This window comes from Enterococcus sp. AZ080 (genome assembly GCF_051714945.1).
Lineage (GTDB): Bacteria > Bacillota > Bacilli > Lactobacillales > Enterococcaceae > Enterococcus_B > Enterococcus_B pernyi.
In genome coordinates, this window is the sequence record NZ_JBIOSV010000001.1 from 1,082,785 (window position 1) to 1,105,039 (window position 22,255).

At 38.8% G+C, this 22,255-nt stretch carries 22 protein-coding genes and 1 riboswitch; of the genes, 21 read left to right on the top strand and 1 reads right to left on the bottom strand.

The features are described 5' to 3' along the window. Positions 1–65: 65 nt before the first annotated feature. The 11 genes from IGK01_RS05095 (at position 66) to IGK01_RS05145 (ending at position 10,608) form a co-directional block, all read left to right on the top strand. The gene (locus tag IGK01_RS05095) at positions 66–929 is read left to right on the top strand and encodes a CvfB family protein (RefSeq protein WP_010735785.1); all 864 of its coding nucleotides are present in this window, start codon (positions 66–68) and stop codon (positions 927–929) included. Positions 930–1,033: 104 nt separating this feature from the next. Then, on the top strand, positions 1,034–1,507 hold the full coding sequence (fur, locus tag IGK01_RS05100) for a ferric iron uptake transcriptional regulator (protein ID WP_023519469.1): 474 nt from the start codon (positions 1,034–1,036) through the stop codon (positions 1,505–1,507). 96 nt (positions 1,508–1,603) lie between these two features. Beyond that, positions 1,604–2,491 (top strand): site-specific tyrosine recombinase XerD, encoded by an 888-nt coding sequence (gene xerD / locus IGK01_RS05105; protein WP_023519470.1) that lies wholly within the window; start codon positions 1,604–1,606, stop codon positions 2,489–2,491. A gap of 19 nt (positions 2,492–2,510) precedes the next feature. Further along, positions 2,511–2,879 carry a GNAT family N-acetyltransferase gene (locus tag IGK01_RS05110; protein WP_019723231.1) on the top strand — a complete coding sequence of 123 codons (369 nt, stop codon included), beginning with the start codon at positions 2,511–2,513 and terminating at the stop codon, positions 2,877–2,879. Beyond that, entirely contained in the window at positions 2,876–3,646 is a 771-nt protein-coding gene (locus IGK01_RS05115; RefSeq protein ID WP_029594036.1) for a segregation/condensation protein A, read from the top strand. Before IGK01_RS05110 ends, IGK01_RS05115 begins: the two co-directional genes overlap by 4 nt. Beyond that, positions 3,630–4,205, top strand: coding sequence for an SMC-Scp complex subunit ScpB (gene scpB / locus IGK01_RS05120; RefSeq protein ID WP_010735780.1), 576 nt, complete (start codon positions 3,630–3,632; stop codon positions 4,203–4,205). The genes IGK01_RS05115 and scpB overlap by 17 nt, the downstream gene beginning before the upstream one ends. Then, positions 4,205–4,921 (top strand): pseudouridine synthase, encoded by a 717-nt coding sequence (locus tag IGK01_RS05125; RefSeq protein WP_010735779.1) that lies wholly within the window; start codon positions 4,205–4,207, stop codon positions 4,919–4,921. The genes scpB and IGK01_RS05125 overlap by 1 nt, the downstream gene beginning before the upstream one ends. An 84-nt stretch (positions 4,922–5,005) precedes the next feature. Further along, positions 5,006–5,128: riboswitch (FMN riboswitch) on the top strand. A gap of 127 nt (positions 5,129–5,255) precedes the next feature. Next, complete coding sequence (locus IGK01_RS05130) at positions 5,256–5,867, top strand: ECF transporter S component (protein WP_019723230.1); 612 nt, start codon at positions 5,256–5,258, stop codon at positions 5,865–5,867. 556 nt (positions 5,868–6,423) lie between these two features. Further along, entirely contained in the window at positions 6,424–7,947 is a 1,524-nt protein-coding gene (locus IGK01_RS05135; RefSeq protein ID WP_010735777.1) for a YfcC family protein, read from the top strand. Between the two features lie 376 nt (positions 7,948–8,323). Next, on the top strand, positions 8,324–9,664 hold the full coding sequence (locus IGK01_RS05140) for a M20 family metallopeptidase (protein WP_409173801.1): 1,341 nt from the start codon (positions 8,324–8,326) through the stop codon (positions 9,662–9,664). Positions 9,665–9,876: 212 nt separating this feature from the next. Further along, a complete protein-coding gene (locus IGK01_RS05145) occupies positions 9,877–10,608 on the top strand; it encodes an alpha/beta hydrolase (protein WP_438840538.1) in 732 nt (243 codons plus the stop codon). Positions 10,609–10,865: 257 nt separating this feature from the next. On the opposite strand, the gene IGK01_RS05150 is transcribed toward IGK01_RS05145, so the two are convergent. Beyond that, the gene (locus tag IGK01_RS05150) at positions 10,866–11,087 is read right to left on the bottom strand and encodes a ferredoxin (protein ID WP_010735774.1); all 222 of its coding nucleotides are present in this window, start codon (positions 11,085–11,087) and stop codon (positions 10,866–10,868) included. A 29-nt stretch (positions 11,088–11,116) separates the two neighbouring features. On the opposite strand from IGK01_RS05150, the gene IGK01_RS05155 reads away from it, so the two are divergent. From IGK01_RS05155 to IGK01_RS05200, 10 genes are all read left to right on the top strand, one after another. Continuing rightward, positions 11,117–12,136, top strand: coding sequence for a helix-turn-helix domain-containing protein (locus IGK01_RS05155; protein WP_438747847.1), 1,020 nt, complete (start codon positions 11,117–11,119; stop codon positions 12,134–12,136). Further along, positions 12,123–13,514, top strand: coding sequence for a RecQ family ATP-dependent DNA helicase (locus tag IGK01_RS05160; protein ID WP_023519474.1), 1,392 nt, complete (start codon positions 12,123–12,125; stop codon positions 13,512–13,514). The genes IGK01_RS05155 and IGK01_RS05160 overlap by 14 nt, the downstream gene beginning before the upstream one ends. A gap of 84 nt (positions 13,515–13,598) precedes the next feature. Further along, positions 13,599–14,234, top strand: coding sequence for an SAG1386/EF1546 family surface-associated protein (locus tag IGK01_RS05165; RefSeq protein ID WP_010735771.1), 636 nt, complete (start codon positions 13,599–13,601; stop codon positions 14,232–14,234). 126 nt (positions 14,235–14,360) lie between these two features. Then, complete coding sequence (gene cmk, locus IGK01_RS05170; RefSeq protein ID WP_010735770.1) at positions 14,361–15,041, top strand: (d)CMP kinase; 681 nt, start codon at positions 14,361–14,363, stop codon at positions 15,039–15,041. A gap of 133 nt (positions 15,042–15,174) precedes the next feature. Further along, positions 15,175–16,407: a 30S ribosomal protein S1 gene (gene rpsA / locus IGK01_RS05175; protein ID WP_010735769.1), complete on the top strand. Its 1,233-nt coding sequence runs from the start codon at positions 15,175–15,177 to the stop codon at positions 16,405–16,407. Positions 16,408–16,619: 212 nt separating this feature from the next. Beyond that, positions 16,620–17,930 (top strand): ribosome biogenesis GTPase Der, encoded by a 1,311-nt coding sequence (gene der, locus IGK01_RS05180; protein WP_010735768.1) that lies wholly within the window; start codon positions 16,620–16,622, stop codon positions 17,928–17,930. A gap of 246 nt (positions 17,931–18,176) precedes the next feature. Further along, entirely contained in the window at positions 18,177–18,452 is a 276-nt protein-coding gene (locus tag IGK01_RS05185; RefSeq protein WP_002290178.1) for an HU family DNA-binding protein, read from the top strand. Between the two features lie 243 nt (positions 18,453–18,695). Continuing rightward, on the top strand, positions 18,696–19,742 hold the full coding sequence (locus IGK01_RS05190) for a hypothetical protein (protein ID WP_409173802.1): 1,047 nt from the start codon (positions 18,696–18,698) through the stop codon (positions 19,740–19,742). Further along, positions 19,743–21,002, top strand: a complete 1,260-nt coding sequence (locus tag IGK01_RS05195; RefSeq protein WP_438840539.1) for a tetratricopeptide repeat protein — start codon at positions 19,743–19,745, stop codon at positions 21,000–21,002. 5 nt (positions 21,003–21,007) lie between these two features. Then, positions 21,008–21,568 (top strand): YpiB family protein, encoded by a 561-nt coding sequence (locus IGK01_RS05200; protein ID WP_023519477.1) that lies wholly within the window; start codon positions 21,008–21,010, stop codon positions 21,566–21,568. The last annotated feature ends 687 nt before the right edge of the window (positions 21,569–22,255 follow it).

Here is a 22,255-nt window from a genome sequence, read left to right on the forward strand (position 1 = left end):
TGGCGTTATGTTATGATAGCAAAGAAATGTTGGAATACAAAGGCCTTTTAGAAAAGGAGAAAAAGATGAACGAATTATTAGCAAACGTCTTTACCGCAATGGTGATTGACGAAAATGAAAAAAATTATTTTGTCCAAAAAAATGGACAAACTTTCCGTTTGAGCAAAGAGGAGGGAGAGCATACGATCGGCGAAGCAGTCGAAGGTTTTGGTTATCAGAATCAAAAACAAGAGAATCGTTTTACAACGGTGATCCCGAAGAGTCGCATTGGTCATTATGCTTTTGGAACAGTCACTTCTTCAAGAAAAGATCTAGGTGTCTTTATTGATATTGGTTTACCGGATAAAGATTTTGTTGTTTCACTGGATGAGTTACCTACAATGACTGAGTTGTGGCCCAAAAAAGGGGATCAGTTGATGATCGCTTTGCGTGTTGACGCGAAAGATCGCATTTGGGGAAGCCTAGCAGAAGAAAGAATCTTCAAATCACTAAGTAAGCATGGTTCAGAAGAATTGAAAAATAAAAACATCTCAGGAATCGCTTATCGTTTGAAGCTGACTGGCACGTATCTGCTGACGGATGATTTTTATATTGGGTTCATCCATCCTTCAGAACGTTACCGCGAACCACGTTTAGGTGAAAAATTAGAAGGACGCGTAGTTGGGGCTAGACCTGATGGTGTGTTGAATATCTCTTTGAAACCACGTGCACACGAAGCGATTTCTGATGATGCACAAATGATCTTAACGATTTTAGAACGTTCAGCAGATCAACAAATCGCATTCACTGACAAATCAGATCCAGATGAGATCATGCGTGCCTTTGGGATCAGTAAAGGGGCATTTAAGCGAGCAATTGGTAATTTATTGAAACAAGGATTGATCAAACAAGAGGATGGCGTGACGAAACTAGCGAAAAAATCTAATTGAGAATGACTTGCATGTTTTTCTCGTCTAGCTTATAATAATTTTAATCTAGAACGGTTGATTAGATATCTTAATTATAATCATTATAAATTGTTGGGGTTGAGAAAATGGGCATGAATACAATGTCAGTAATGAAAAAAACAAAACAACAGCTACATGAATCTGGGTTTAAACTGACCCCACAACGAGAAGCAACCTTGCTCGTCCTCTTAGAGAACGAAAAAGAACACTTGTCAGCAGAAGAAGTTTTCTTTCTAGTCAAAAAGAAAAACTCAGAGATCGGTTTGGCCACCGTTTATCGGACGTTGGAGATTCTAACGGATCTAAAAGTCATCGACAAAGTTAGCTTCAATGATGGTGTGGCTCGGTATGATCTGCGAAAAGAAGGAGCCAAACATTTTCATCATCATCTCCTGTGCTTAGATTGTGGAACGATCGAGGAAGTCGAAGAAGATCTGCTAAGTGAAGTTGAACAAGTGATCGAACAGCGTTACCACTTTTTTGTCAAAGATCATCGTTTGACCTTTCATGGTATCTGCCAAGAATGCTATAATAAGAAAAAAGAAAGAAAGACCGTCTGAATTGATAGACGGCTTTTTCTTTGAAGTGTCTACTGAAAAATAGACTACCGAAACCAAAGGCTATCTGATATGATAAAGAAGCATGAGGTGAGAAGGATGGAAGAAGAAATCAATGAATATCTTCGCTATTTAAGTATCGAGCGTGGATTATCGTTCAATACTCGAAAAAGTTATGAACGAGACTTGAATCAATACTTGCACTATCTAAAAGAACACGAGATAACCTCTTGGCAAACAATTGATCGATTTGTCGTCATCCAATATTTAGAAACGTTGCATGCGGAAAATAAGGCTTCTGCAACGATTACACGTATGATTACAAGTTTAAGAAAATTCCATCAATTTTTGCGACAAGAACGGTATACAGAACAAGATCCAATGCAACACATCGAGACACCGAAGAAAGCCCAAAAGTTGCCAAGTACATTGTCTTTAAAGGAAGTAGAACGGCTGATCGAAACACCTGATACATCGAAAAGTTTAGGGATCAGAGATCGCGCTATTTTAGAAGTCATGTATGCAACAGGGATGCGTGTGAGTGAGTTAGTCGGACTGAAGTTAGGCGATTTGCACTTGTCTTTAGGGCTGGTTCAAACCTTAGGTAAAGGAGATAAAGAACGAATCATTCCTTTAGGCGATTATGCGATCCAATGGTTAGAACGTTATTTGGATGAGGTTCGTCCTTTACTAGTCAAAAATCCATCTGAAAATCACGTTTTTTTGAATCATCATGGTTCAAGTCTCTCTCGACAAGGAATATGGAAAAATTTAAAACAACTTGTTCGAGAAGCAGGGATCTACAAAGACGTGACCCCTCATACATTGAGGCATAGTTTTGCGACACATTTACTAGAGAATGGGGCGGATTTACGTACCGTTCAAGAACTATTAGGTCATGCAGATATTTCAACGACACAGATCTATACACATATCACGAAAAAAAGAATGACAGATGTCTACAAGCAGCATTTCCCAAGGGCTTAGTTTATAGGATGGTGAGAAAATGTTAACACATTATCGAAAAGAAAACCGAAAAATCGCGATGGGACTATTGAGCTTTCATAAAAAGTTAAATGCAGAATCAAGTTTACTAAAAGAGATCGATACCTATGAATCTGCTGAGGATTATGAACTTTTTTTCTATACGCCAGAAGATTCTACAAATATCCAAGGAATCATTGGTGTGCATTGGAATGATAAAGATCAGATGACGATTCACGATATTTCGTTGAATCCTTCCTACCGGGGGGAGAATATCGGGTTTCAAATGTTGAATGAATTGCAAGCAAAATATCCCGATGTGTTGATCCATCCAACGGATATCACAGAAGCTTATTTAAGTAGATGGATCAATGAAAACAAGGAAGAGTGAATGATGTGTCAGAAATCAATATCAAATTAGATGTCTTTGAAGGTCCATTAGATTTACTCCTTCATCTGATCCAAGATATGTCGATCGATATTTACGATATCCCGATCGCCACTATCACGGAACAATACATGAACTATATCCATACGATGAAGACGCTTGAGTTAGCTGTGGCAGGAGAGTACCTTGTCATGGCAGCAACACTGATGGCAATCAAAAGTAAGACATTATTGCCTATCCAAGAAGTAAGCAATGACGAAGAAGAATTTTGGGAAGAAGATCCGCGTGACGAATTAGTCAATCAGCTGTTAGAATACCGCAAATTCAAGTATGCAGCAGAGAAGCTTACTGAAAAGGCAGAAGAACGTAGTTTGTATTTCACAAAAGAACCTTCTGCAATCGATGAGTTATTGGGGCAAGAAAAACCATTGAAGCGTGGACAAGTGAAAAAAATCGATTTATTTCAAGCCATGCAGAAAATTTTAGAACGAAAGAAATTTGCTCAAAAAGAAGAAAAAACGATCGCACCTGATGATGCGACAATCGAAGAACGAATGACATTTATCCAACAGCGCATCGTCTCTCAAAAAAATGGCTGTTTGTTCGAATCTTTTTTTGAAACGCCTTCTAGAAACGAAGTCGTCACAACATTTTTGGCGATCCTCGAATTGATGAAAAATGGACAGATCGTGGCTCAGCAAGAAAAAAATTATGAATCAATCATGCTTTATCCAGCAGTAGGAGATACACAACATGACGAAATTAAGTGAACTTGAAGCAATCTTATTTATAGTAGGAGAAGAAGGAACGACAATCGAAGAATTGAGTGCCTTACTGACCTATACACGAGAAGAAACGACTGCTTTAGTGGCAGAGTTGGCAGCTAGTTATGAAGCAAATGACAACACAGCGTTACATCTTTTTGAAACAGAAAAACAACTCGTGCTGACTACCAAAAAGGAGTTAGCGCCGATCGTCAAAAGATACGCGCAAGGGACATCGAATACCTTGTCACAAGCGGCAGTCGAAACACTAGCAATCATTGCATATAAACAACCGATCACTAGAAGTGAGGTCGAGTTGATTCGTGGCGTTCAAGTTTCTGGCGCGATTCAACGCTTGACTGCACACCAACTGATCGAAGAAAAAGGGCGAGTCGATGGACCAGGTCGCCCGATCCTTTACGGGACCACAAGTCATTTTTTAGATTATTTTGGTCTGAGATCGCTAAATGAGTTACCCGATATTCAAGATATCGAACGTTCACTGGAAGAAGACGCACCCCTTGATTTATTTTTTGATGGCGTGCATGAAGGAGAAAACATATAATGGAAAGATTACAAAAAGTAATTGCTCACGCAGGAATTACCTCTCGCCGTAAAGCCGAGGAATATATTTTGGCTGGTCGAGTAAAAGTAAATGGTCAAGTCGTCAAAGAACTTGGCGTAAAAGTTGGCAAACACGATACAGTGGAAGTCGACCAAGTGCCGATCTATCAAGAAGAATATGGCTATTATTTACTTTATAAGCCAAAAGGGGTCATTTCTGCTGTAGCAGATGACAAGGGCCGGAAAGTAGTGACAGACCTATTACCAATGGTCAAAGAGCGTATCTATCCAGTTGGACGACTAGATTATGATACTTCTGGCATACTTTTATTGACGAATGATGGTGATTTTGCGCAACGATTGACGCATCCCAAGCATGAAGTTGATAAAGTATATGTTGCCAAAGTCAAAGGAATCGCCACTAAGTCAGCGCTGAACCCATTGACAAAAGGAATCAAAATTGAAGGAAAGAAAACGTCACCTGCAAAGTATGCCATTTTATCTGTTGATCCTCATACGAATCATAGTATCGTAGAATTAACGATCCATGAAGGCCGTAACCACCAAGTAAAAAACATGCTACAAGCCGTCGGGTTACCTGTGCAAAAATTAAAACGAGAAAAATATGGCGAATTGACCTTGCAAGGTTTACGTCCTGGTGAGTATCGTGAGCTGAATAAAAAAGAAATCAGTCAGTTATTGAATCAATCAAAATAAATAACTTACTTTTTGTAAGGCTAAATACCTTGCTTTTTTGTTATGAAATAAGTATAATAAAATGGTAAACAAAAATTAGATATGGTTCGTCTTCAGGGGCAGGGTGAAATTCCCGACCGGTGGTTATAGTCCACGACCTACTTTTGCGAGTAGCTGAATCGGTGAAATTCCGATACCGACAGTAAAGTCTGGATAAAGAAGATAGAGCTTATTTGGCATACGTATGTACAAATGACTCTAACTCTATTTTCCCCTGCGAAAATAGAGTTTTTTTGTTTGTGTTTACGTGGTTGAATAGTTCGCTGAAGAGGAATCCCAACAGGAGGATTTCAACATGAAGAACACCCGAGTACAAAAAATGGTTGCGGTCGCATTATTTGCTGCAATCGGATTGGTTTTGCAATTTTTCTCATTTCCAATCATGCCAACATTTAGTTTTTTGAAAATCGATTTTAGTGATATCCCAGTTTTGATCAGCATGTTTTTATTTGGCCCGTTAGCGGGGATCGTTACCGCGTTTTTACGTTCGATCTTACATTTGATCATGACTGGTTTTAGTCCGGAGAATCTAGTTGGCGACGTCGCTAGTTTCTTTTCAACAGCGGTCTTTACTTTACCGATTTTCTACATCTTCAAAAGAAACAAATACCAAAAAGGAAAAAATCAAATTTTAGGCGTGATCAGTGGAACACTTGCACTAACCATTTTCATGAGTATTGCGAACTATTTTGTAATCACACCTCTTTATTTAACATTTTTAGGCCTAAACGCAACCCAAATGTTAGGTATGCCACTGGCAAATTACATTTTGATCGGTATTGTACCTTTTAACTTGATCAAAGGATTTATCGTTAGTGTGGCATTCCTTGTCTTACACGCCAAACTACTGCCTTGGTTGAGCAGAAAACAACACCAGTTAGAAAAACGGCATAGCGTTGTAAAATAAAAGTAAATGACTCTTTTAAAAAAAAGACTAGGATAGCATATAATACAAAGAATACAAGTAAACTTGAAAGTAGGAATTCCTACTTTCAAGTTTTTTTTATGAAAAAGAGCATTTTCAGTTATTTATATAGAGACTAGATAGGTTATATGGGAGGGGAACAAATGACCAATCATAGGTATTCGCATAGCTAACACTTATTTTTTTAAAGTTTTTCTTAATATTTTGTTATGAAAAAAAATTCAATAACCGACATTGTGTAAGCGTTTTATAAATCGTGTCTGAGTATTTTTTGCCTTTTTGTATAAAAATGTATTTTATACGTTTTGATGTGAAATTCTTCTCCTTTTGTTTGTTAGATGGACCGGATATAATAGACGACGGAAACGCTACAATTAGTATGAATAAAGCATTTCAATTAAATAATCAAAGGAGGGACAATAAACGAGGGTTTTGAATAAAATTTATCGAATCTACTAGTTATTATTTTTGTTCTTATCATCTTTTTGATAAAATACCGATGTGTCAAAGATTTTTGAAACAAGAAAGGAAGAAGAAAATGGAACAAACAACGAAGAAGAAATTTCAAATGCCTTCAGCGTACTCGGTCTTATTCATTATTATTGCCATTATCGCTGTACTTACATGGTTCATCCCAGCAGGACACTACAGTGTGGATGAAGCCGGTAATATCATTGCAGGGTCTTACGAAAGAGTCCAACAAAATCCACAAGGACTTTGGGATATCTTTATGGCTCCAGTCAACGGGATGTTGGGTGTACCAGCGGGTGAGTTAACGAAAGAAACACCTGCGGCAATTCCAATTTCCTTCTTTATCTTAATTGTTGGTGGTTTCTTAGGAATCATCAATAAAACTGGCGCATTAGATGCTGGGATCGCAACTGTTGTGAAACGCTTCAAAGGAAAAGAAAAAATGTTGATCCCTGTATTGATGCTTTTATTTGCTTTAGGTGGTTCAACTTATGGAATGGCGGAAGAAACGATTCCATTTTACGCATTATTGATTCCTGTTATGATGGCCGTCGGTTTTGATACTGTCACAGCAGTAGCCATCGTGTTGGTCGGATCTCAAGTGGGTTGTTTGGCATCAACAGTTAACCCATTTGCGACAGGAGTTGCATCACAAGCTGTTGGTATTTCAATGGGTGAAGGAATCGGGTTACGTTTCTTTATGTTCGTTGTCTTACTAGCAATCTCTATTATTTATGTGTATCGCTATGCGTCGAAGATCGAAAAAGATCCAACCAAATCTTTAGTATATAATCAGCGCGAAGAAGACATGAAACACTTTGATATCGAAGCAATCAATCGTCAAGAAATGATCACGAAGAAACAAAAACATGTCAATGTATTGTTCTTCCTTACTTTTGGTATCATGATCATTAGTTTGATTCCATGGACAACATTGAATGAAAACTTCACTATTTTTGAGTCATTGACAAATTGGTTAACTGGCCTACCTGTAATTGGAACTGTTTTAGGTAAAAACATGTTGCCTCTAGGTGATTGGTATTTCCCTGAAATCACAATGTTATTCTTAGTAATGTCAATCGTTGTGGCAATCACTTTTGGTATGAAAGAATCTGATTTTGTCAAAGAATTCTTAGCAGGTGCTTCAGACTTGATTGGTGTAGCAATCGTTGTTGCTGTTGCTCGTGGGATCCAAGTAGTGATGAACAACGGTTTGATCACAGATACGATCTTACATTGGGGAGAACAAGGATTAAGCTCATTATCATCAAGTGTCTTCTTGATCCTTACATTTATCTTCTATATCCCTATGTCATTCTTGATTCCATCAACTTCTGGCTTAGCAGCTGCTACAATGGGCATCATGGGACCAATGGGAGAATTTGCTGGTGTCGGTAAAGATCTAGTAATCACTGCTTACCAATCAGCATCTGGATTAGTGAACTTGATCACGCCAACTTCTGCTATCGTAATGGGTGCAATCGCCATTGCTCGCTTTGATATTTCCGTTTGGTGGAAATTCACTGGGAAGTTGATTGCCATCTTATTTGTTGCTATCTGTGTGATCTTAGGTGTAGCAGCAATGTTCTAATTCTAGACAAATGACAGCCAAAGTTCTATGATAAATGAAGAAACAATATCTGTTGACTGAATAAAGAGACATGAATCCTTTATTCATCAAGTACGATGTATCACTTGTATGTAAGAGATCGTCGGTAGAAACAAGACCTTTGAAAAAACGAGTTACTCTGTTGATGAAATGGTGACTGAAGAATCCAGCGCCAAGAAATAAGCGACAAAACCCGAAACTTGGATTTTGGGTTTTGTCGCTTATTTCCGAAGGCGTTGGCTTTTTCACAGAAAATTTCGTGAATAGTGTCCTATTGCACTCGAGCAGATGTACATGTGGATCAAAGTAGTATTTTCTGCCGTCATCTTTTTTTTAAAATAATGAGGAGGCAAAGTTGATGAAACAATTTGTAACAGAACAACATCATGAACAAGCATTAGAATCATTAAGTGAGTTGATTAGAATTCCTTCTGTGTTGGATGAATCTGATTCTGGAGAGGGACATCCTTTTGGGAAAAAAGTTGTAGAAGCTTTAGATAAAGTGTTAGAAATCAGTGAAGGATTAGGTTTCAAAACATTTAAAGATCCCGAAGGCTACTATGGTTATGCAGAAGTAGGCTCAGGAGACGAGTTATTTGGTATCTTATGCCATATGGACGTTGTCCCTGGAGGCGATGAAAAAAACTGGGAATCTAAACCTTTTGAGCCAACGATCAAAGATGGCTGGTTAGTTGGCCGTGGCTCCCAAGACGATAAAGGACCTTCGATTGCTGCAATGTACGCAGTGAAAGCATTGATGGATGCAGGGGTAGAATTTAATACGCGCATTCGTTTCATCTTCGGAACGGACGAAGAAAATCTTTGGCGTTGTTTAGATAAATACAATGAAAAAGAAGAAGGAATCACACAAGGCTTTGCGCCAGATGCAGAGTTTCCTTTGATCTATGCAGAAAAAGGTTTGCTACAAGCTTACTTGACCGGTCCTGGCACAAATGAATTCTCTGTAAATGCTGGTGGGGCACTAAACGTAGTGCCGGATTCAGCACCTTATTCAGGTGAAAAATTGGCAGAAGTGAAAGCAGCGTTAACGAAACACAACTTCGATTTTGAAGATCAAGGTGACTCGATCACAGTGCTAGGAAAAAGTATCCATGCAAAGGATGCCGCAGAAGGTGTCAATGCGATTTCTCGTTTAGCGATCGCTTTGTCTGAAGTTTTTGATTTTGCGCCAATCAAGTTTTTAGGAGAATTAGTCCAAGAAAATGCGACTGGTGAAAAAGTAGTCGGAAAGACTGTTGACGAACAATCTGGTGAGTTGACGATGAACTTCGCTAGTTTAGAAATCACACCTGAGCAAACAAAAATCGGGGTGGACATGCGTATCCCTGTCACCTTCAAAAAAGATGAACTTGTCGAAAAAATGAAAGAAAAAATCAAAGCATACGATTTATCATATGAAGAATTTGATTTCTTGGATTCATTATACGTTCCTTTGGAGAGTGAATTGATCCAAAACTTATTAGCAACGTACCGTGATATCACAGGGGATATGACTGAGCCATTTGTTTCTGGTGGAGCAACCTTTGCTCGTACGATGAACCAATGTGTCGCTTTCGGTGCAATGTTCCCTGATACACCAGACTTCATGCACCAAGCCAATGAACGATGGGAATTAAGCAGTATGTACAAAGCGATGGAAATCTACGCAGAAGCGGTTTATCGCTTGTGTGGGAAGTAAACCAATAGTTAGTTAAGAAACGAATAAGAGTCATAAAAGTAACCACCCCTATTTTGAGGAACTTTGTCAAAATAGGGTGGTTTTTCATTGTCAGTTGTTCCTCCTTACAAAGATATCCAATAATAACATCTTACATAAAATCATTTGCAATTTTACCGTATTTTATTTAGTGTATAAGAGTATCAAATGAAAGATGACGGAAGGTGATGTTTTTGAAAATATTCAAAAGAGTCCTGATAGGATTAGTGCTCGTACTGGGATTAGGTGCTATTGGAGGTTATTTTTATTGGCAACAAAGTGTGTACGAACCATCGACTCAAGCAGAGCAATCATTTAAGCAAGGAATAGATAAAGAGGATTATTTATTATTCGAATCGCAAAAATCGGCGAAACATCCAATGGTGATTTTTTATCCTGGTGCGCTCGTCGAACCAGAAAGTTATAGTATATGGGCAGAGCAACTAGCAGAAAATGGCTATACGGTAGCCATTGCTAAAATGCCTTTTGAACTGGCGATCCTGAGTGGCAACAAAGCAGACAAAATCAGAGAGGATTTCAAAGATCAAGATTTTGTGATTGGAGGACATTCTTTAGGTGGGGTGATTGCAAGTCGTTATGCTAATGCAAATCTGGATGATGAACGATTAAAAGGTATTTATTTCATGGCAAGTTATCCGGATGAAAAGGGGACATTGGCAAAAACTGATTTACCGGTCATCAGTATCACCGGAAGTGAAGATGAAGTCATGAACCAAGAAGCAGCTGATGAAGCAAAAGCTTATTTACCTGAACAAACAGAATTTGTTTCCATCGCTGGAGGGAACCATGGCGGATTTGGTAGTTATGGTCATCAAAAAGGTGATGGTGAAGCAACAATCAGTAATGAAGACCAACAAACAGCAATCGTCACGACCATGATGAATTGGCTGAATCAAATCAAGTAAGAGCGTCACTTTTCGGACCGGCGAAAAGAAATGATCCGTTTATAATTGAAAATTTCACAAGCTGATCGGCGGATACAGACGTCTCAAAGGAAGCTCCTAGAAAAATAAGGCGTCATCCACAAAAAAATTTAAGAATCATTTTCGTGGATGACGCCTTATCACTTGAGGGGAATACGATTACCTCATCTATTTTTGTAACATAGAAAAACAAGTAGATCATCGGACAGTCCTGCTAAAAGTTAGTTGTAAGAGAGCGGTCAATTTTCTTTTTCCAATAAGATTGCTCGAACCGGACATTTTTGATAAGCTTTGGTTACGTTGGCTTCTTCTAAAGGCTGAACGAATTGTTGATGTGCTTCTGGTTCTTGTGCAAATAAGACGATTCCTTCTTCATCATAATCAAAGATATCAGGCGCCTCGATTTGACATAGACCACATGCGATACAACGTTCAGGAACTAATTTACATAATAATGACATATTCACCATCCTAACGTAAGGGGATTACTATGACTGAGTTTATTTTATCTTTATTTTCTTCAAGTGACAAGTTACGAGCAAGCTCACTCTATCAATTATTAAGTGGCAAGCGTACATCCTCGGTACTACTTTTTGGCTTTTTTCAGCGATTATTAGTTGTTCATGGTTGTTTTCCTTCACTTGAACAAGCAACGTTTGATACGCAGATCCAACAGATGATAGATGAGGGATTATTAAAGTGGGAAGACCGAGAGTTGCAACTGACGAAAAAAGGGGAAATGCGAAGAAAAAATAAATCCCTCCTTGGACTACACTATGATAAGTATGGACGTACAGCTACTGTTAGTTGGCGTTTGCTGAAATTCTATGTACAAGTCGTCTCTCACTTATCCGCCAATGAAACAGCTTATTTACCAGTAGAGACGGGTCCTTTTTATGCTTACCAAGTTAAGAGATGGTTGAAAGAAGCAACGTGTACCAAAACGGAGCTGGTTGCTCAAGTATCAAAGGAACTTTCTACTATTTTTACTCTGATGCCAGACGAACAAGCGAACTTCTTAGCGAACCAATTTTCTGGTAAAAAGCAAACAGGCTTACTCGCGTACCAACTGACTACCCTTGAAGATGGCACAGCTCAGCAATTATTCCAAGATCAGTGTATCCATCGCTTATTAGCGATTATCGAACAGCACCCAGATTTCTTATTATACGATTTGCTTGCACCGTTGCTTAGACAAAATTATAATCAAAGCATGTTGACGACGAGAGCATTGATTTTATCTGGGGATTCGGTGGAGCAAGTGATGGTGAAACGAGGACTGAAGAAAGGCACGATCAATGACCATTTGATTGAGTGGGCCATCTTTTTTGATGATTTTCCTTTTGAACGCCTGATCCACTCCGAGACAAGAAGATCTTTAGCTTCGTTGGATCGACCACTTCTTACGCTCAGATATAAAGATCTTGAAGGACAAACGATCGATTACGGAGAATTTCGTTTGGCACAAATCGAGGCATTTAAAGGAGGGGATAAAAATGGATTTGCTTGATCCATTGAAACAGTACTTTGGTTTTACCTCTTTTCGCCAAGGACAGGAAGAGATCATTTCCACCTTATTGAATCAGAAAGATGTTTTAGCGATCCTGCCAACTGGTAATGGCAAAAGTTTATGTTATCAGTTGACTGGCTATTTGCAAGATGGGATGGTATTGATCGTTTCTCCGTTACTCTCTTTGATGGAAGATCAAGTAGGGCAATTGCAAAAACGAGGGGAGAAAAGGGTGGTTGCCTATAATAGCTTACTCACTAGAAGTGAGAAACAGTATGTGTTAGCTCATTTATCCGAATATAAATTTGTCTTTGTCAGTCCCGAGATGTTGCAGCAACCGGAAGTGCTTCATGCCCTGAAGCAACAAAAAATCTCGTTGTACGTAGTCGATGAAGCTCATTGCGTGTCACAGTGGGGCATTGATTTTCGACCTGAGTATCAATCTCTCGGAAGAGTCGCAAAAGAATTAGGATCACCAACTACTTTAGCTTTGACGGCAACAGCCACGCGACCGGTACAAGAAGAGATCGAACACATTCTCTTTCGCACACAACCTGCCCTCGTCAAACATTCAGTTAATCGAGAAAACATCTCATTATTTGTCTTTCATACAGATGAAAAAGACCAGCAATTACGTCAGTTGATGGCACAAGCAGACGGAGCAATGATCATTTATTGCGCGACTAAAAAAGAAGTCGAACGTCTTTATCAACTGCTTCGCAAAGACTATGCTGTGGGGTATTATCATGGAGGGCTAGATGCCTCACAACGCCGCCAACTTCAACAACAATTCAGTCAAAATCAACTGCAATTTTTGATTGCGACGAATGCATTTGGTATGGGAATCGATAAAGCAGACATTCGGTATGTCATCCATTACGATCTACCAGATAGCCTGGAAAATTATATGCAAGAAATTGGTCGAGCAGGCAGAGATCAACAACCAAGTAGCGCTATCTTACTTTATCAACCAGGGGACGAAGGGATCCATTACTTTTTCCAACAATTATCTAAAGAACAACGTCAGATTTTCGAAGAACATCTGTCAACTGGGCAAACAGAGGCGCCCCAGTTCGATGAGATCCAGCAAAAATGGCTGATGCTGGTAAATGAAATGCAAAGTCCTGATACATGGCTTCTGCAATTAAAAAAACAAGAACAAGTGAAAATCAAGCAACTACAGCAGATGCTTGCTTATATCCATACAACATCATGTAGACGAGAACGTCTGATGGATTATTTCGGTGAAACCCTCAAAGAAAAACCTGAAAAATGTTGTGATCGAGATGGTGCGTCCTTATTTCTTTCTGAAACTGGACATACTAGTCCAACCGTAGAAGCAACAGACTGGCAAACCATTTTACTAAATTTATTTTAAAAAAATGGTGCGAGGTATTTTTTTCGTACAATCAAGATTATCCTATGGTATAATTACTAGGAAAGAATTTAGGAGGTCAATAAGGTGAGTAGAAAAGATAGACATCAATCATCAGAAAATAACGAAACACAAGAACCATGGGAGCAACCAATTTACGATACAGAGGATGAAGCATCTTCAAGAAGTACGCAAAGACAGCAAAAGAAAGGGAACACCCTGTTCTTATCGCTATTTTTGATTTTATTAGTTTTATGTATTGCCATTCCGGCAGGAGCTTACTTCTGGATCAGAAACGGATCAAGTAATAGTGCGACCGCTGCATCTTCTTCCTCTACGACTTCATCGATCGTAGAAAGTTCGACTGTAGAATCAACTGTAGAATCGACGACAGTTTCTAGTGAACCAACTTCTGATACACAATCAGTTGCTGGAGAAACAACACCCACGAGTGCTGTGACACCAGAAACAACACCATCTTCAACAGTAACAGAGCCAGAACAAACAACACCAAGCAGTGTGGCTCCACAAGAAACAACACCTACTTCAACACCAGAGGCAGGCACAGGTGTTTCAGGCTCAACCACAGTCGTTCAAGCGGGTGAAGGTCCTAGACAAGTAGCAGAACGCGCAGGCATTACAGTCGACCAATTGTTCCAATTGAACGGAATCGATCCAAACAACTACATGTTATATCCAGGACAAGAACTTAGAGTCCAATAAATGGAGTTAAAAAGATAATACTGAAGAGTTGTTTTTCCTCAGAGTATCTTCATAAAATGTAATTAAATAAGGAGCAGTGGCTTGAGCCACAGCCCCTTTTTTTTGAGAAAAGGGAGTTTATGAAAAATGACACGAATTAGTATCGCAATTGACGGTCCTGCCTCTTCAGGCAAAAGTACGGTAGCTAAAATCATCGCAAATGAATTGAACTATATTTATACAGATACGGGCGCGATGTATCGTGCAGTCACTTACTTGGCAATCAAACATCACATTGCTTTTTCAGATGAAACAGAGTTAGTCGATTTGATCAACAAACACCCGATTTCATTTGAGCAAATGGCGGATGGACAACATGTCTTTGTAGCTGGGCAAGACGTTACTTCAGATATTCGACAACCAGACGTTACACGAGCGGTCTCTGAAGTAGCTGCGCATTCAAAAGTACGCGAAGCTCTTGTTGCGATCCAGAAAAAAATCGGTGAAGATGGTGGTGTCGTCATGGATGGTCGAGATATCGGTACCGCTGTTTTACCAAAAGCCGAAGTGAAGATTTTCTTGGTAGCCAGCGTATCTGAACGGGCACAAAGACGACACAAAGAAAATCTTGAAAAAAATATTCCAACAGACTTAGAAGAATTGACAAAAGAAATACAAGCACGTGATGAATATGACTCTACTAGAAAAGTTTCACCCCTGAAGCAAGCAGAAGATGCGATACGGATCGATACAACCGGTAAAACGATTCAAGAAGTTGTCCAAGCGATCAAAGAAGTGATTCAACAAAAAGGATATTTTCTTGACTAAATAGAAAAAAAGCGAAGAATCCGACCATTTTAATGGAAAACAAACGAAATCGCTTTATTTTTTTTAAATAATCAATTAAACTATAGGCAGTACCGTAGTTAACGGCAGAATGTTGGTTAGGAGGACAAGTGTTATGACAGAATTTGAACAAAATCAGACAGATAACAACCAATCTATGGAAGATGCAATGAATAGCGTTCAAGAAGTGAGCGTTGGCGATGTCGTCAAAGGAGAAGTTTTAGTTATTGAAGACAAACAAGCCATCGTTGGAATCGAAGGAACGGGTGTTGAAGGCGTAGTTCCTGCAAAAGAATTATCTACTTTACCGGTTGAAGATATCAACGAAGTGGTAAAGGTTGGCGATACGTTAGATCTAGTCGTGATCAGCACGATTGGTAAAGACAAAGAAAACGGAAGTTACCTTTTATCAAAACGACGCTTAGATGCGAAAAAAGTTTGGGAGGATATCGAAAAAGATTTCCAAGCTGGAAACATCATCGAAGCACCAGTGACAAATGTAGTTAAAGGTGGTTTAGTTGTCGATGTCGGTGTTCGTGGATTTGTTCCGGCATCAATGGTAGAAGATCATTTTGTCGCTGATTTTTCTGAATACAAAGGAAAAACGATGACATTCAAAATCGTTGAAATCGAACCATCAGAAAATCGCTTGATCCTTTCACACAAAGCAGTCGTTGAAACAGAAAAAGAAGCACAGAAAAAAGAATTACTATCAACTATCCAAGAAAATGACGTGATCGAAGGACGCGTTGCTCGTATCACAGATTTTGGTGCGTTTGTTGATTTAGGCGGCATCGATGGATTAGTACACGTTTCTGAGATTTCTCACGGACATGTTGCTAAACCCGGTGATGTTTTAGCTGTTGGCGATGAAGTGAAAGTCAAAGTTCTTTCAATCAATCCAGAACAAGGACGTATCTCATTATCGATCAAAGACACATTGCCTGGACCTTGGACAGATATCGAAACAAAAGCTCCAGTAGGCGCTGTACTTGAAGGAAAAGTGAAACGATTAACTAGCTTTGGTGCCTTTGTTGAAGTATTCCCAACAGTGGAAGGGCTTGTCCACATCTCACAAATCTCACATAAACACATCGCGACACCACATGAAGTGTTGCATGAGGGCGATGATGTCCAAGTGAAAGTTTTAGAAGTCAATCCAGAAGAGCATCGGATTGCATTAAGTATCAAAGCATTAGAAGAAAAACCTGCTTCTGATAAAGAACCAAAAGAAGTTGAGTCTTATGAGTTACCTGAAGAAAATACAGGATTTACAATGGGTGACATCTTAGGCGAAGCCTTAAAAGGGGAAGTAGAAGAAACAGCAACAGATGATTCTGAAAAATAAATGAATGATCGTTCCCGAAGCGCGAATTTACAGCATCAAGGGAAGTTGTACATGTGTAAAACAAGTGGTCTGGGGATTACGCCCCAGACCATTTTCTTTTGTAATAGGCAGTGATCCAGAAAAATACTTGAATGTTCACCGATCTAAGCTTGAAAGTTCGCGAAGTATTCGGTACACTAAGTGAGATTGGAAACATGTGAGGAGGAAAAAATATGGCAAATCCAACAATTGCAATCGTTGGTCGCCCAAACGTCGGTAAGTCGACGATTTTTAACCGTATCGCCGGTGAGCGTATTTCGATTGTCGAAGATACTCCAGGAGTTACTCGTGATCGTATTTATGCTAAAGGGGAATGGTTAGGTCGTGATTTCAGTATTATTGATACTGGTGGGATCGACTTAGGCGATGAACCATTTATGGATCAAATCAAGCACCAAGCAGAAATCGCAATCGATGAAGCAGACGTAATCGTCTGTGTCGTCAGTGGCCGTGAAGGCATCACTGATGCAGATGAAGTCGTAGCAAAAATTTTATATCGCAGCAATAAACCGGTGATCTTAGCCGTTAATAAAGTCGACAATCCTGAAATGAGAAACGATATCTATGAATTTTATGCACTAGGTCTAGGTGATCCTTACCCTGTATCTGGAAGTCATGGATTAGGGATCGGCGACATCTTAGATGAGGCAGTGAAATTCTTTGATGAAGAAGCAGAAGAAGAAGAGGATGATACCATCAAATTCAGTTTGATCGGTCGCCCGAATGTAGGGAAATCTTCCTTGATCAATGCGATCCTAGGTGAAGACCGAGTGATTGTTTCGGACATCGAAGGAACGACGCGTGATGCTATCGATACGCACTTCGTCTCAGAAGACGGTCAAAAATTCATGATGATCGATACAGCTGGAATGAGAAAACGTGGGAAAGTTTATGAAACCACAGAAAAATACAGCGTGATGCGTGCCATGCGTGCGATTGACCGTTCAGACATCGTGTTAATGGTCTTGAACGCAGAAGAAGGCATCCGTGAACAAGATAAACGAGTAGCTGGCTATGCGCATGAAGCTGGCCGTGGTGTGATCATCGTTGTCAATAAATGGGATCTAGTAAAAAAAGAAACGAATACGATGCGTGACTTCGAACAAGAGATCCGTGAAGAATTCCGTTACTTAGACTATGCGCCGATTCTGTTTGTTTCAGCTGTGACTAAGCAACGATTAGAACGTTTGCCTGAAATGATCGAAGAAGTGAGTATGAACCAAAACTTACGTGTTTCTTCAGCAGTCTTGAATGATGTGATCATGGATGCCGTAGCGATCAACCCGACACCGACAGATAAAGGTAAACGATTAAAGATTTTCTATGCCACACAAGTTGCAGTTAAACCGCCAACCTTTGTTGTTTTTGTTAATGAAGAAGAATTGATGCATTTCTCTTATGAACGTTTTTTGGAAAATCAAATCAGAAAAGCATTTACGTTTGAAGGAACTTCGATCCGAATTATTCCACGTCGAAGAAAATAGGCATTTTACCATAGTAGTCCGTTTTTTTCAAAAAAAATAAGCATATTTTTGTATTACGTTTTTATGACTAAAAAAAGCGGTTAAATAATGCCAAAAACCTTGCTATTAAGCGATTCATATGATATCGTGATAACAGAATATTGAAACTTAATCAATATTTCTTATAAACTTCTGGACCACTCAGAAAGTTTTTAAACTAAAATGATGTTCCTATCATATCTCTTGTTGGAGGAGGTGAATCTATCCATGGCAAATAAAGCAGAATTAATCGAAAAAGTTGCTTCAGCTACAGATTTAACTAAAAAAGACGCAACTGCAGCAGTTGACGCTGTATTTTCAACTATCCAAGATGCTTTAGCTAACGGCGAAAAAGTTCAATTAATCGGTTTTGGTAACTTTGAAGTACGCGAACGCGCGGCTCGTAAAGGACGTAACCCACAAACTGGTGAAGAAATCGAAATCCCAGCTAGCAAAGTACCTGCATTTAAACCAGGTAAAGCATTGAAAGACGCTGTTAAATAAGACAGTTGAAAAAGCGCTTGTGGCTACGGCTACAGGCGCTTTATTTTTTATATAGATGGATAAAAGAGGCGGAAAGCAGTAGAAAGGCAACAACCAAATAGTTCAGCAACCAAATGGAACTCGTTACATACCAAATAAAAGAATAGAGTTGATCAAAAAAGGCATGGGTTCATTCACTCGTTTTTCTTATTCTTTTTTTATTTTACTTACTAATGGTAAAATAAAAGAAAAGGGGAGGGCAACATGGAGTTATCCTATCGCTACCAACAAGAAGAAACAACAATCTTTTATGGGGAAACATTTGTCAGTCAGTTGAAAAATGAATCGATTGATCAAGCGATTCTTTTTTTAACGAACCAACGTTATTATGATCTATACGCTGAGAAAATGACACAGTCATTCACGAACAAGTTAGCGATTGATTGGTATATTTGTGGCAATACGCAGTGTAATCAATTATCTGAATTGCATAGCCTCTTGTCCTATGCGAGACGCTATCCTGAAAATCGACCGCTTTTAGTAATAGGTTTTGGCAATGAGGGAATTATGGAGTTGGCGGGCTTCTTTCAAAAACATACGTATCTTCAGACTACACTTTGGTTGATCCCCGTCTCGATCCGCTCCATGGCACGGGCACTTAATCCTCAATGCGAGATTTTACATGGGTCGAACGAATCGGCTCTTCAAACGACGAACCTTCCAGAACGGATCATTTATGATCGGACGATCAGTGAAAAACAAATCGAAGGGAAACAAATCGATTTTTTGATTTTTATCTGTTGTGGGTTAGTCTATGATCATCCGTTTCTTCAAAATCTTTACAAAAATTATCCGAATCGCGAAAAATTATTCAATCGTCCTTTTGCTGGCATGTTAGAAGAAATCATTTATTTTTATCGAGAAGACGCTGAACAAGTGGCAAATTATGGTAAACTATTTGAGCAAGCTTTTTATCTGACTGAAAATAGTCATTTGCTTTCCGCCAGTATGAAAAAATTTTTAGGTATCTTGATGCAACTTATCTGGAATTCAGAAATCAAGTCGCTTTCTTTCCAATTGAAGAATTTTTTTATCTGGCTGCAGCATCTAGGTTATCCAATTATTTGGCCTGAAGAGATATCAAAAATGGATTATCTAGAAAATGTGCTGGTTTTAGCAGAAAAGAGCAAAAAAATTCTCGTTTTGGAAAAAATTGGTATAATAGATGGATATCAATTGCCAAACGAGCAAGAACTATTGAAAACAATGGCGTCCTATGAAAGGATCGTTCAAGAGATTAGAGGGATTTAGATGATGACAAATAGTGAAAAAATGCTACAAGCATTAGCAGACGAAAATTTGACAGAAGCAAATGAATATTTGGCAAAGGCGCTCCAAGAAGATCCGGCTGATGTGTTACATGAGTTAGGAGAAGAATTATTAGCCATCGGTTTTTTAGAAGAAGCAAAAGCAATTTTTGAACATCTGCTAACTGTATCGCCTGAAAATGATGAATGGAATATTCCGTTGGCAGAGATCGCTATCGAAGACAATGAGATCGATCAGGCATTTGACTATTTAGAAAAAATCCAGCAAGATAGTGAGTACTATCCACAAGCACTATTAGCAATCGCTGACTTGTACCAAGTAATCGGTATTCCTGAAGTAAGTGAAGCAAAATTGAAAGAAGCAGCGAAGCTATTACCAGAAGAACCATTGATTCAATTTGCATTGGCTGAATTGTATTATTCAGTTGACCGTTTCAATGAAGCTTCCGCACTTTACGAAATGTTGTTAGCAAATGGTATAGAAGAAATTTCTAGTATTTCCATGCAAGAACGCTTAGGACAATCGTTGAGTATGCAAGGGGATTTTGAAGCAGCAATCCCACCACTGGAAGCAGCTTTAGCCGAAGAGCGGACAGATGATCGTTTGTTCCAATTAGCGTTCACGAATCTACAATTACATGAGAACGAAAAAGCTATCAATTATTTGCAAGAGTTACGGGAATTGAATCCACAGTATCAATCCTTATACCTTTATCTAGGTCAGGCCCTTCAAGAAGAAGAGATGATCGAAGAAGCACAAAAAGTCTTAGAAGATGGTATCAAAGAGAATCCATTCCAAGTAGAACTTTATCACCTAGCTTCGAAAAATGCCTTTCGTCTACATGACAAAGAAAAAGCAGAGAAGTTACTACTTGATGCCTTGAACGTCGGCGACAAACAAGATGAAACGTTGTTGACGTTGAGTAATCTTTACTTGGATCAAGAACGTTATGAAGACGTTGTTCAAACAGTCAACCAAATGGAAGAAGTTGCTAATCCATATGCAGAATGGAACCTCGCTCATGCCTATAATCAATTAGAAGATTTTGCGGTAGCAGCAGTCCACTATGAACAAGCAGCCCACGAATTAGATCATGAGCCAGATTTCTTGAAAGAATATGCTTTATTCTTACGTGAAGAGGGCCAATTAGCAAAAACACGAGAATTATTGGAACAATATTTAACTTATGAACCAGGGGATATGGAGGTATTGTCGCTATTAGATGATTTAACAGAGAGGTGATGAATATGTTGATTGATGTTAAAGAAAAGAAGAATTTCTTAACTTGGATGGTTAACCATGTCTCTTTCAGTCGTAGAGAAGTATTTTGGATTTTGAACTATCTGGCAAATCATGAAGCAATCTTACACAATGTGCGTTTTGTTGAAGGTGCAAACTTAACAAGACGTGGTTTACAGATCACCGATCTTTCCTATGAAGGTGAGCCGATGAAGCTATTTTTAGATGGAAAGGAATTTACTGACACTGATCAGATCTTCCACGAAATCCGTCTGAATTGGAAAAATCCACTCTATGTCGAATGCCTTTTTGAAAATGCGTGGCAAACGAAAGAATATTTAGAAATCATCGAAGATAACCCGTTAGCCTCATGGGAAGATGCAATCAGCGAAGAATCAACAGAATTAATCGAGCATTATTTCCAAGAAAAAGAGCAAGCAGCTAAACTAAACATGCTTTACCAACAGATCGATCAGGCATTAGAAGAAGGCGATAAAGATGCGTTTCTTGAACTATCTGATGAAGTGAACCGCATGATTCTTCAAGCGCCACAGAAGAGTAAGAGCTGAGTGTGGGGAAAGCTGACCAGGGAAAAGTAACATTATGATAAGTAAGTAACTATAGTGAAAATATATATAATAAAGTCTAGGCTTCCTTCCGAGTAATATTCGTAAAGGAAGCCTAGTTTTTATTAAGTTTTTTGGTCAACAAAAAATGGATTTCAATAACAAAATTTCTTAAAAAGCTTATTATAATCAAATTTGTTCCAGAATATCTCTGGTCGCTTCCCTAAATTCCTTTGGTTGATCCGTATGAACGAAATGTCCAGAGATCTTTACATATTCTAGATTTTTGGAAGGTGCGTTGATCTGTTAGAAATGTATACATATTTGATTCCAGTGATATTTTCAGATAGTAATATAGGCTCTCTTAAATATTATCAGTTATATTTTAAATAGTTCATCTATCTTTCATTCTGTGCAAAAAAATATGAAACGATAAAGCTATTGATCAAAAAAAGATGTGACATAAGTATCCAGCTATGGCAAATAAGCGTGAATCCCAAAAATTTGAAGAGCCATTTTCGTTTTTCACGCTTATTTATGAAGGTAAGCTTGTGGAGCACCATATATTCGGTTTTAGGAAGCACAAAAGGCCTAATCGCCCAGGTACTTCTGAATGAACTGAGAATATCTCTAAGTAGACATGTGCAACTCCTTGATCACGAAGTACGCAGAACTACGTTATTCTATATA

Excerpts from the sequence above, each read along its gene's own strand:
- IGK01_RS05095 (WP_010735785.1), top strand. The coding sequence starts at position 66 with ATGAACGAATTATTAGCAAACGTCTTTACCGCAATGGTGATTGACGAA.
- fur (WP_023519469.1), top strand. The coding sequence starts at position 1,034 with ATGGGCATGAATACAATGTCAGTAATGAAAAAAACAAAACAACAGCTA.
- xerD (WP_023519470.1), top strand. The coding sequence starts at position 1,604 with ATGGAAGAAGAAATCAATGAATATCTTCGCTATTTAAGTATCGAGCGT.
- IGK01_RS05110 (WP_019723231.1), top strand. The coding sequence starts at position 2,511 with ATGTTAACACATTATCGAAAAGAAAACCGAAAAATCGCGATGGGACTA.
- scpB (WP_010735780.1), top strand. The coding sequence starts at position 3,630 with ATGACGAAATTAAGTGAACTTGAAGCAATCTTATTTATAGTAGGAGAA.
- IGK01_RS05125 (WP_010735779.1), top strand. The coding sequence starts at position 4,205 with ATGGAAAGATTACAAAAAGTAATTGCTCACGCAGGAATTACCTCTCGC.
- IGK01_RS05130 (WP_019723230.1), top strand. The coding sequence starts at position 5,256 with ATGAAGAACACCCGAGTACAAAAAATGGTTGCGGTCGCATTATTTGCT.
- IGK01_RS05135 (WP_010735777.1), top strand. The coding sequence starts at position 6,424 with ATGGAACAAACAACGAAGAAGAAATTTCAAATGCCTTCAGCGTACTCG.
- IGK01_RS05140 (WP_409173801.1), top strand. The coding sequence starts at position 8,324 with ATGAAACAATTTGTAACAGAACAACATCATGAACAAGCATTAGAATCA.
- IGK01_RS05150 (WP_010735774.1), bottom strand. The coding sequence starts at position 11,087 with ATGTCATTATTATGTAAATTAGTTCCTGAACGTTGTATCGCATGTGGT.
- IGK01_RS05155 (WP_438747847.1), top strand. The coding sequence starts at position 11,117 with ATGACTGAGTTTATTTTATCTTTATTTTCTTCAAGTGACAAGTTACGA.
- IGK01_RS05160 (WP_023519474.1), top strand. The coding sequence starts at position 12,123 with ATGGATTTGCTTGATCCATTGAAACAGTACTTTGGTTTTACCTCTTTT.
- cmk (WP_010735770.1), top strand. The coding sequence starts at position 14,361 with ATGACACGAATTAGTATCGCAATTGACGGTCCTGCCTCTTCAGGCAAA.
- rpsA (WP_010735769.1), top strand. The coding sequence starts at position 15,175 with ATGACAGAATTTGAACAAAATCAGACAGATAACAACCAATCTATGGAA.
- der (WP_010735768.1), top strand. The coding sequence starts at position 16,620 with ATGGCAAATCCAACAATTGCAATCGTTGGTCGCCCAAACGTCGGTAAG.
- IGK01_RS05185 (WP_002290178.1), top strand. The coding sequence starts at position 18,177 with ATGGCAAATAAAGCAGAATTAATCGAAAAAGTTGCTTCAGCTACAGAT.
- IGK01_RS05190 (WP_409173802.1), top strand. The coding sequence starts at position 18,696 with ATGGAGTTATCCTATCGCTACCAACAAGAAGAAACAACAATCTTTTAT.
- IGK01_RS05195 (WP_438840539.1), top strand. The coding sequence starts at position 19,743 with ATGATGACAAATAGTGAAAAAATGCTACAAGCATTAGCAGACGAAAAT.
- IGK01_RS05200 (WP_023519477.1), top strand. The coding sequence starts at position 21,008 with ATGTTGATTGATGTTAAAGAAAAGAAGAATTTCTTAACTTGGATGGTT.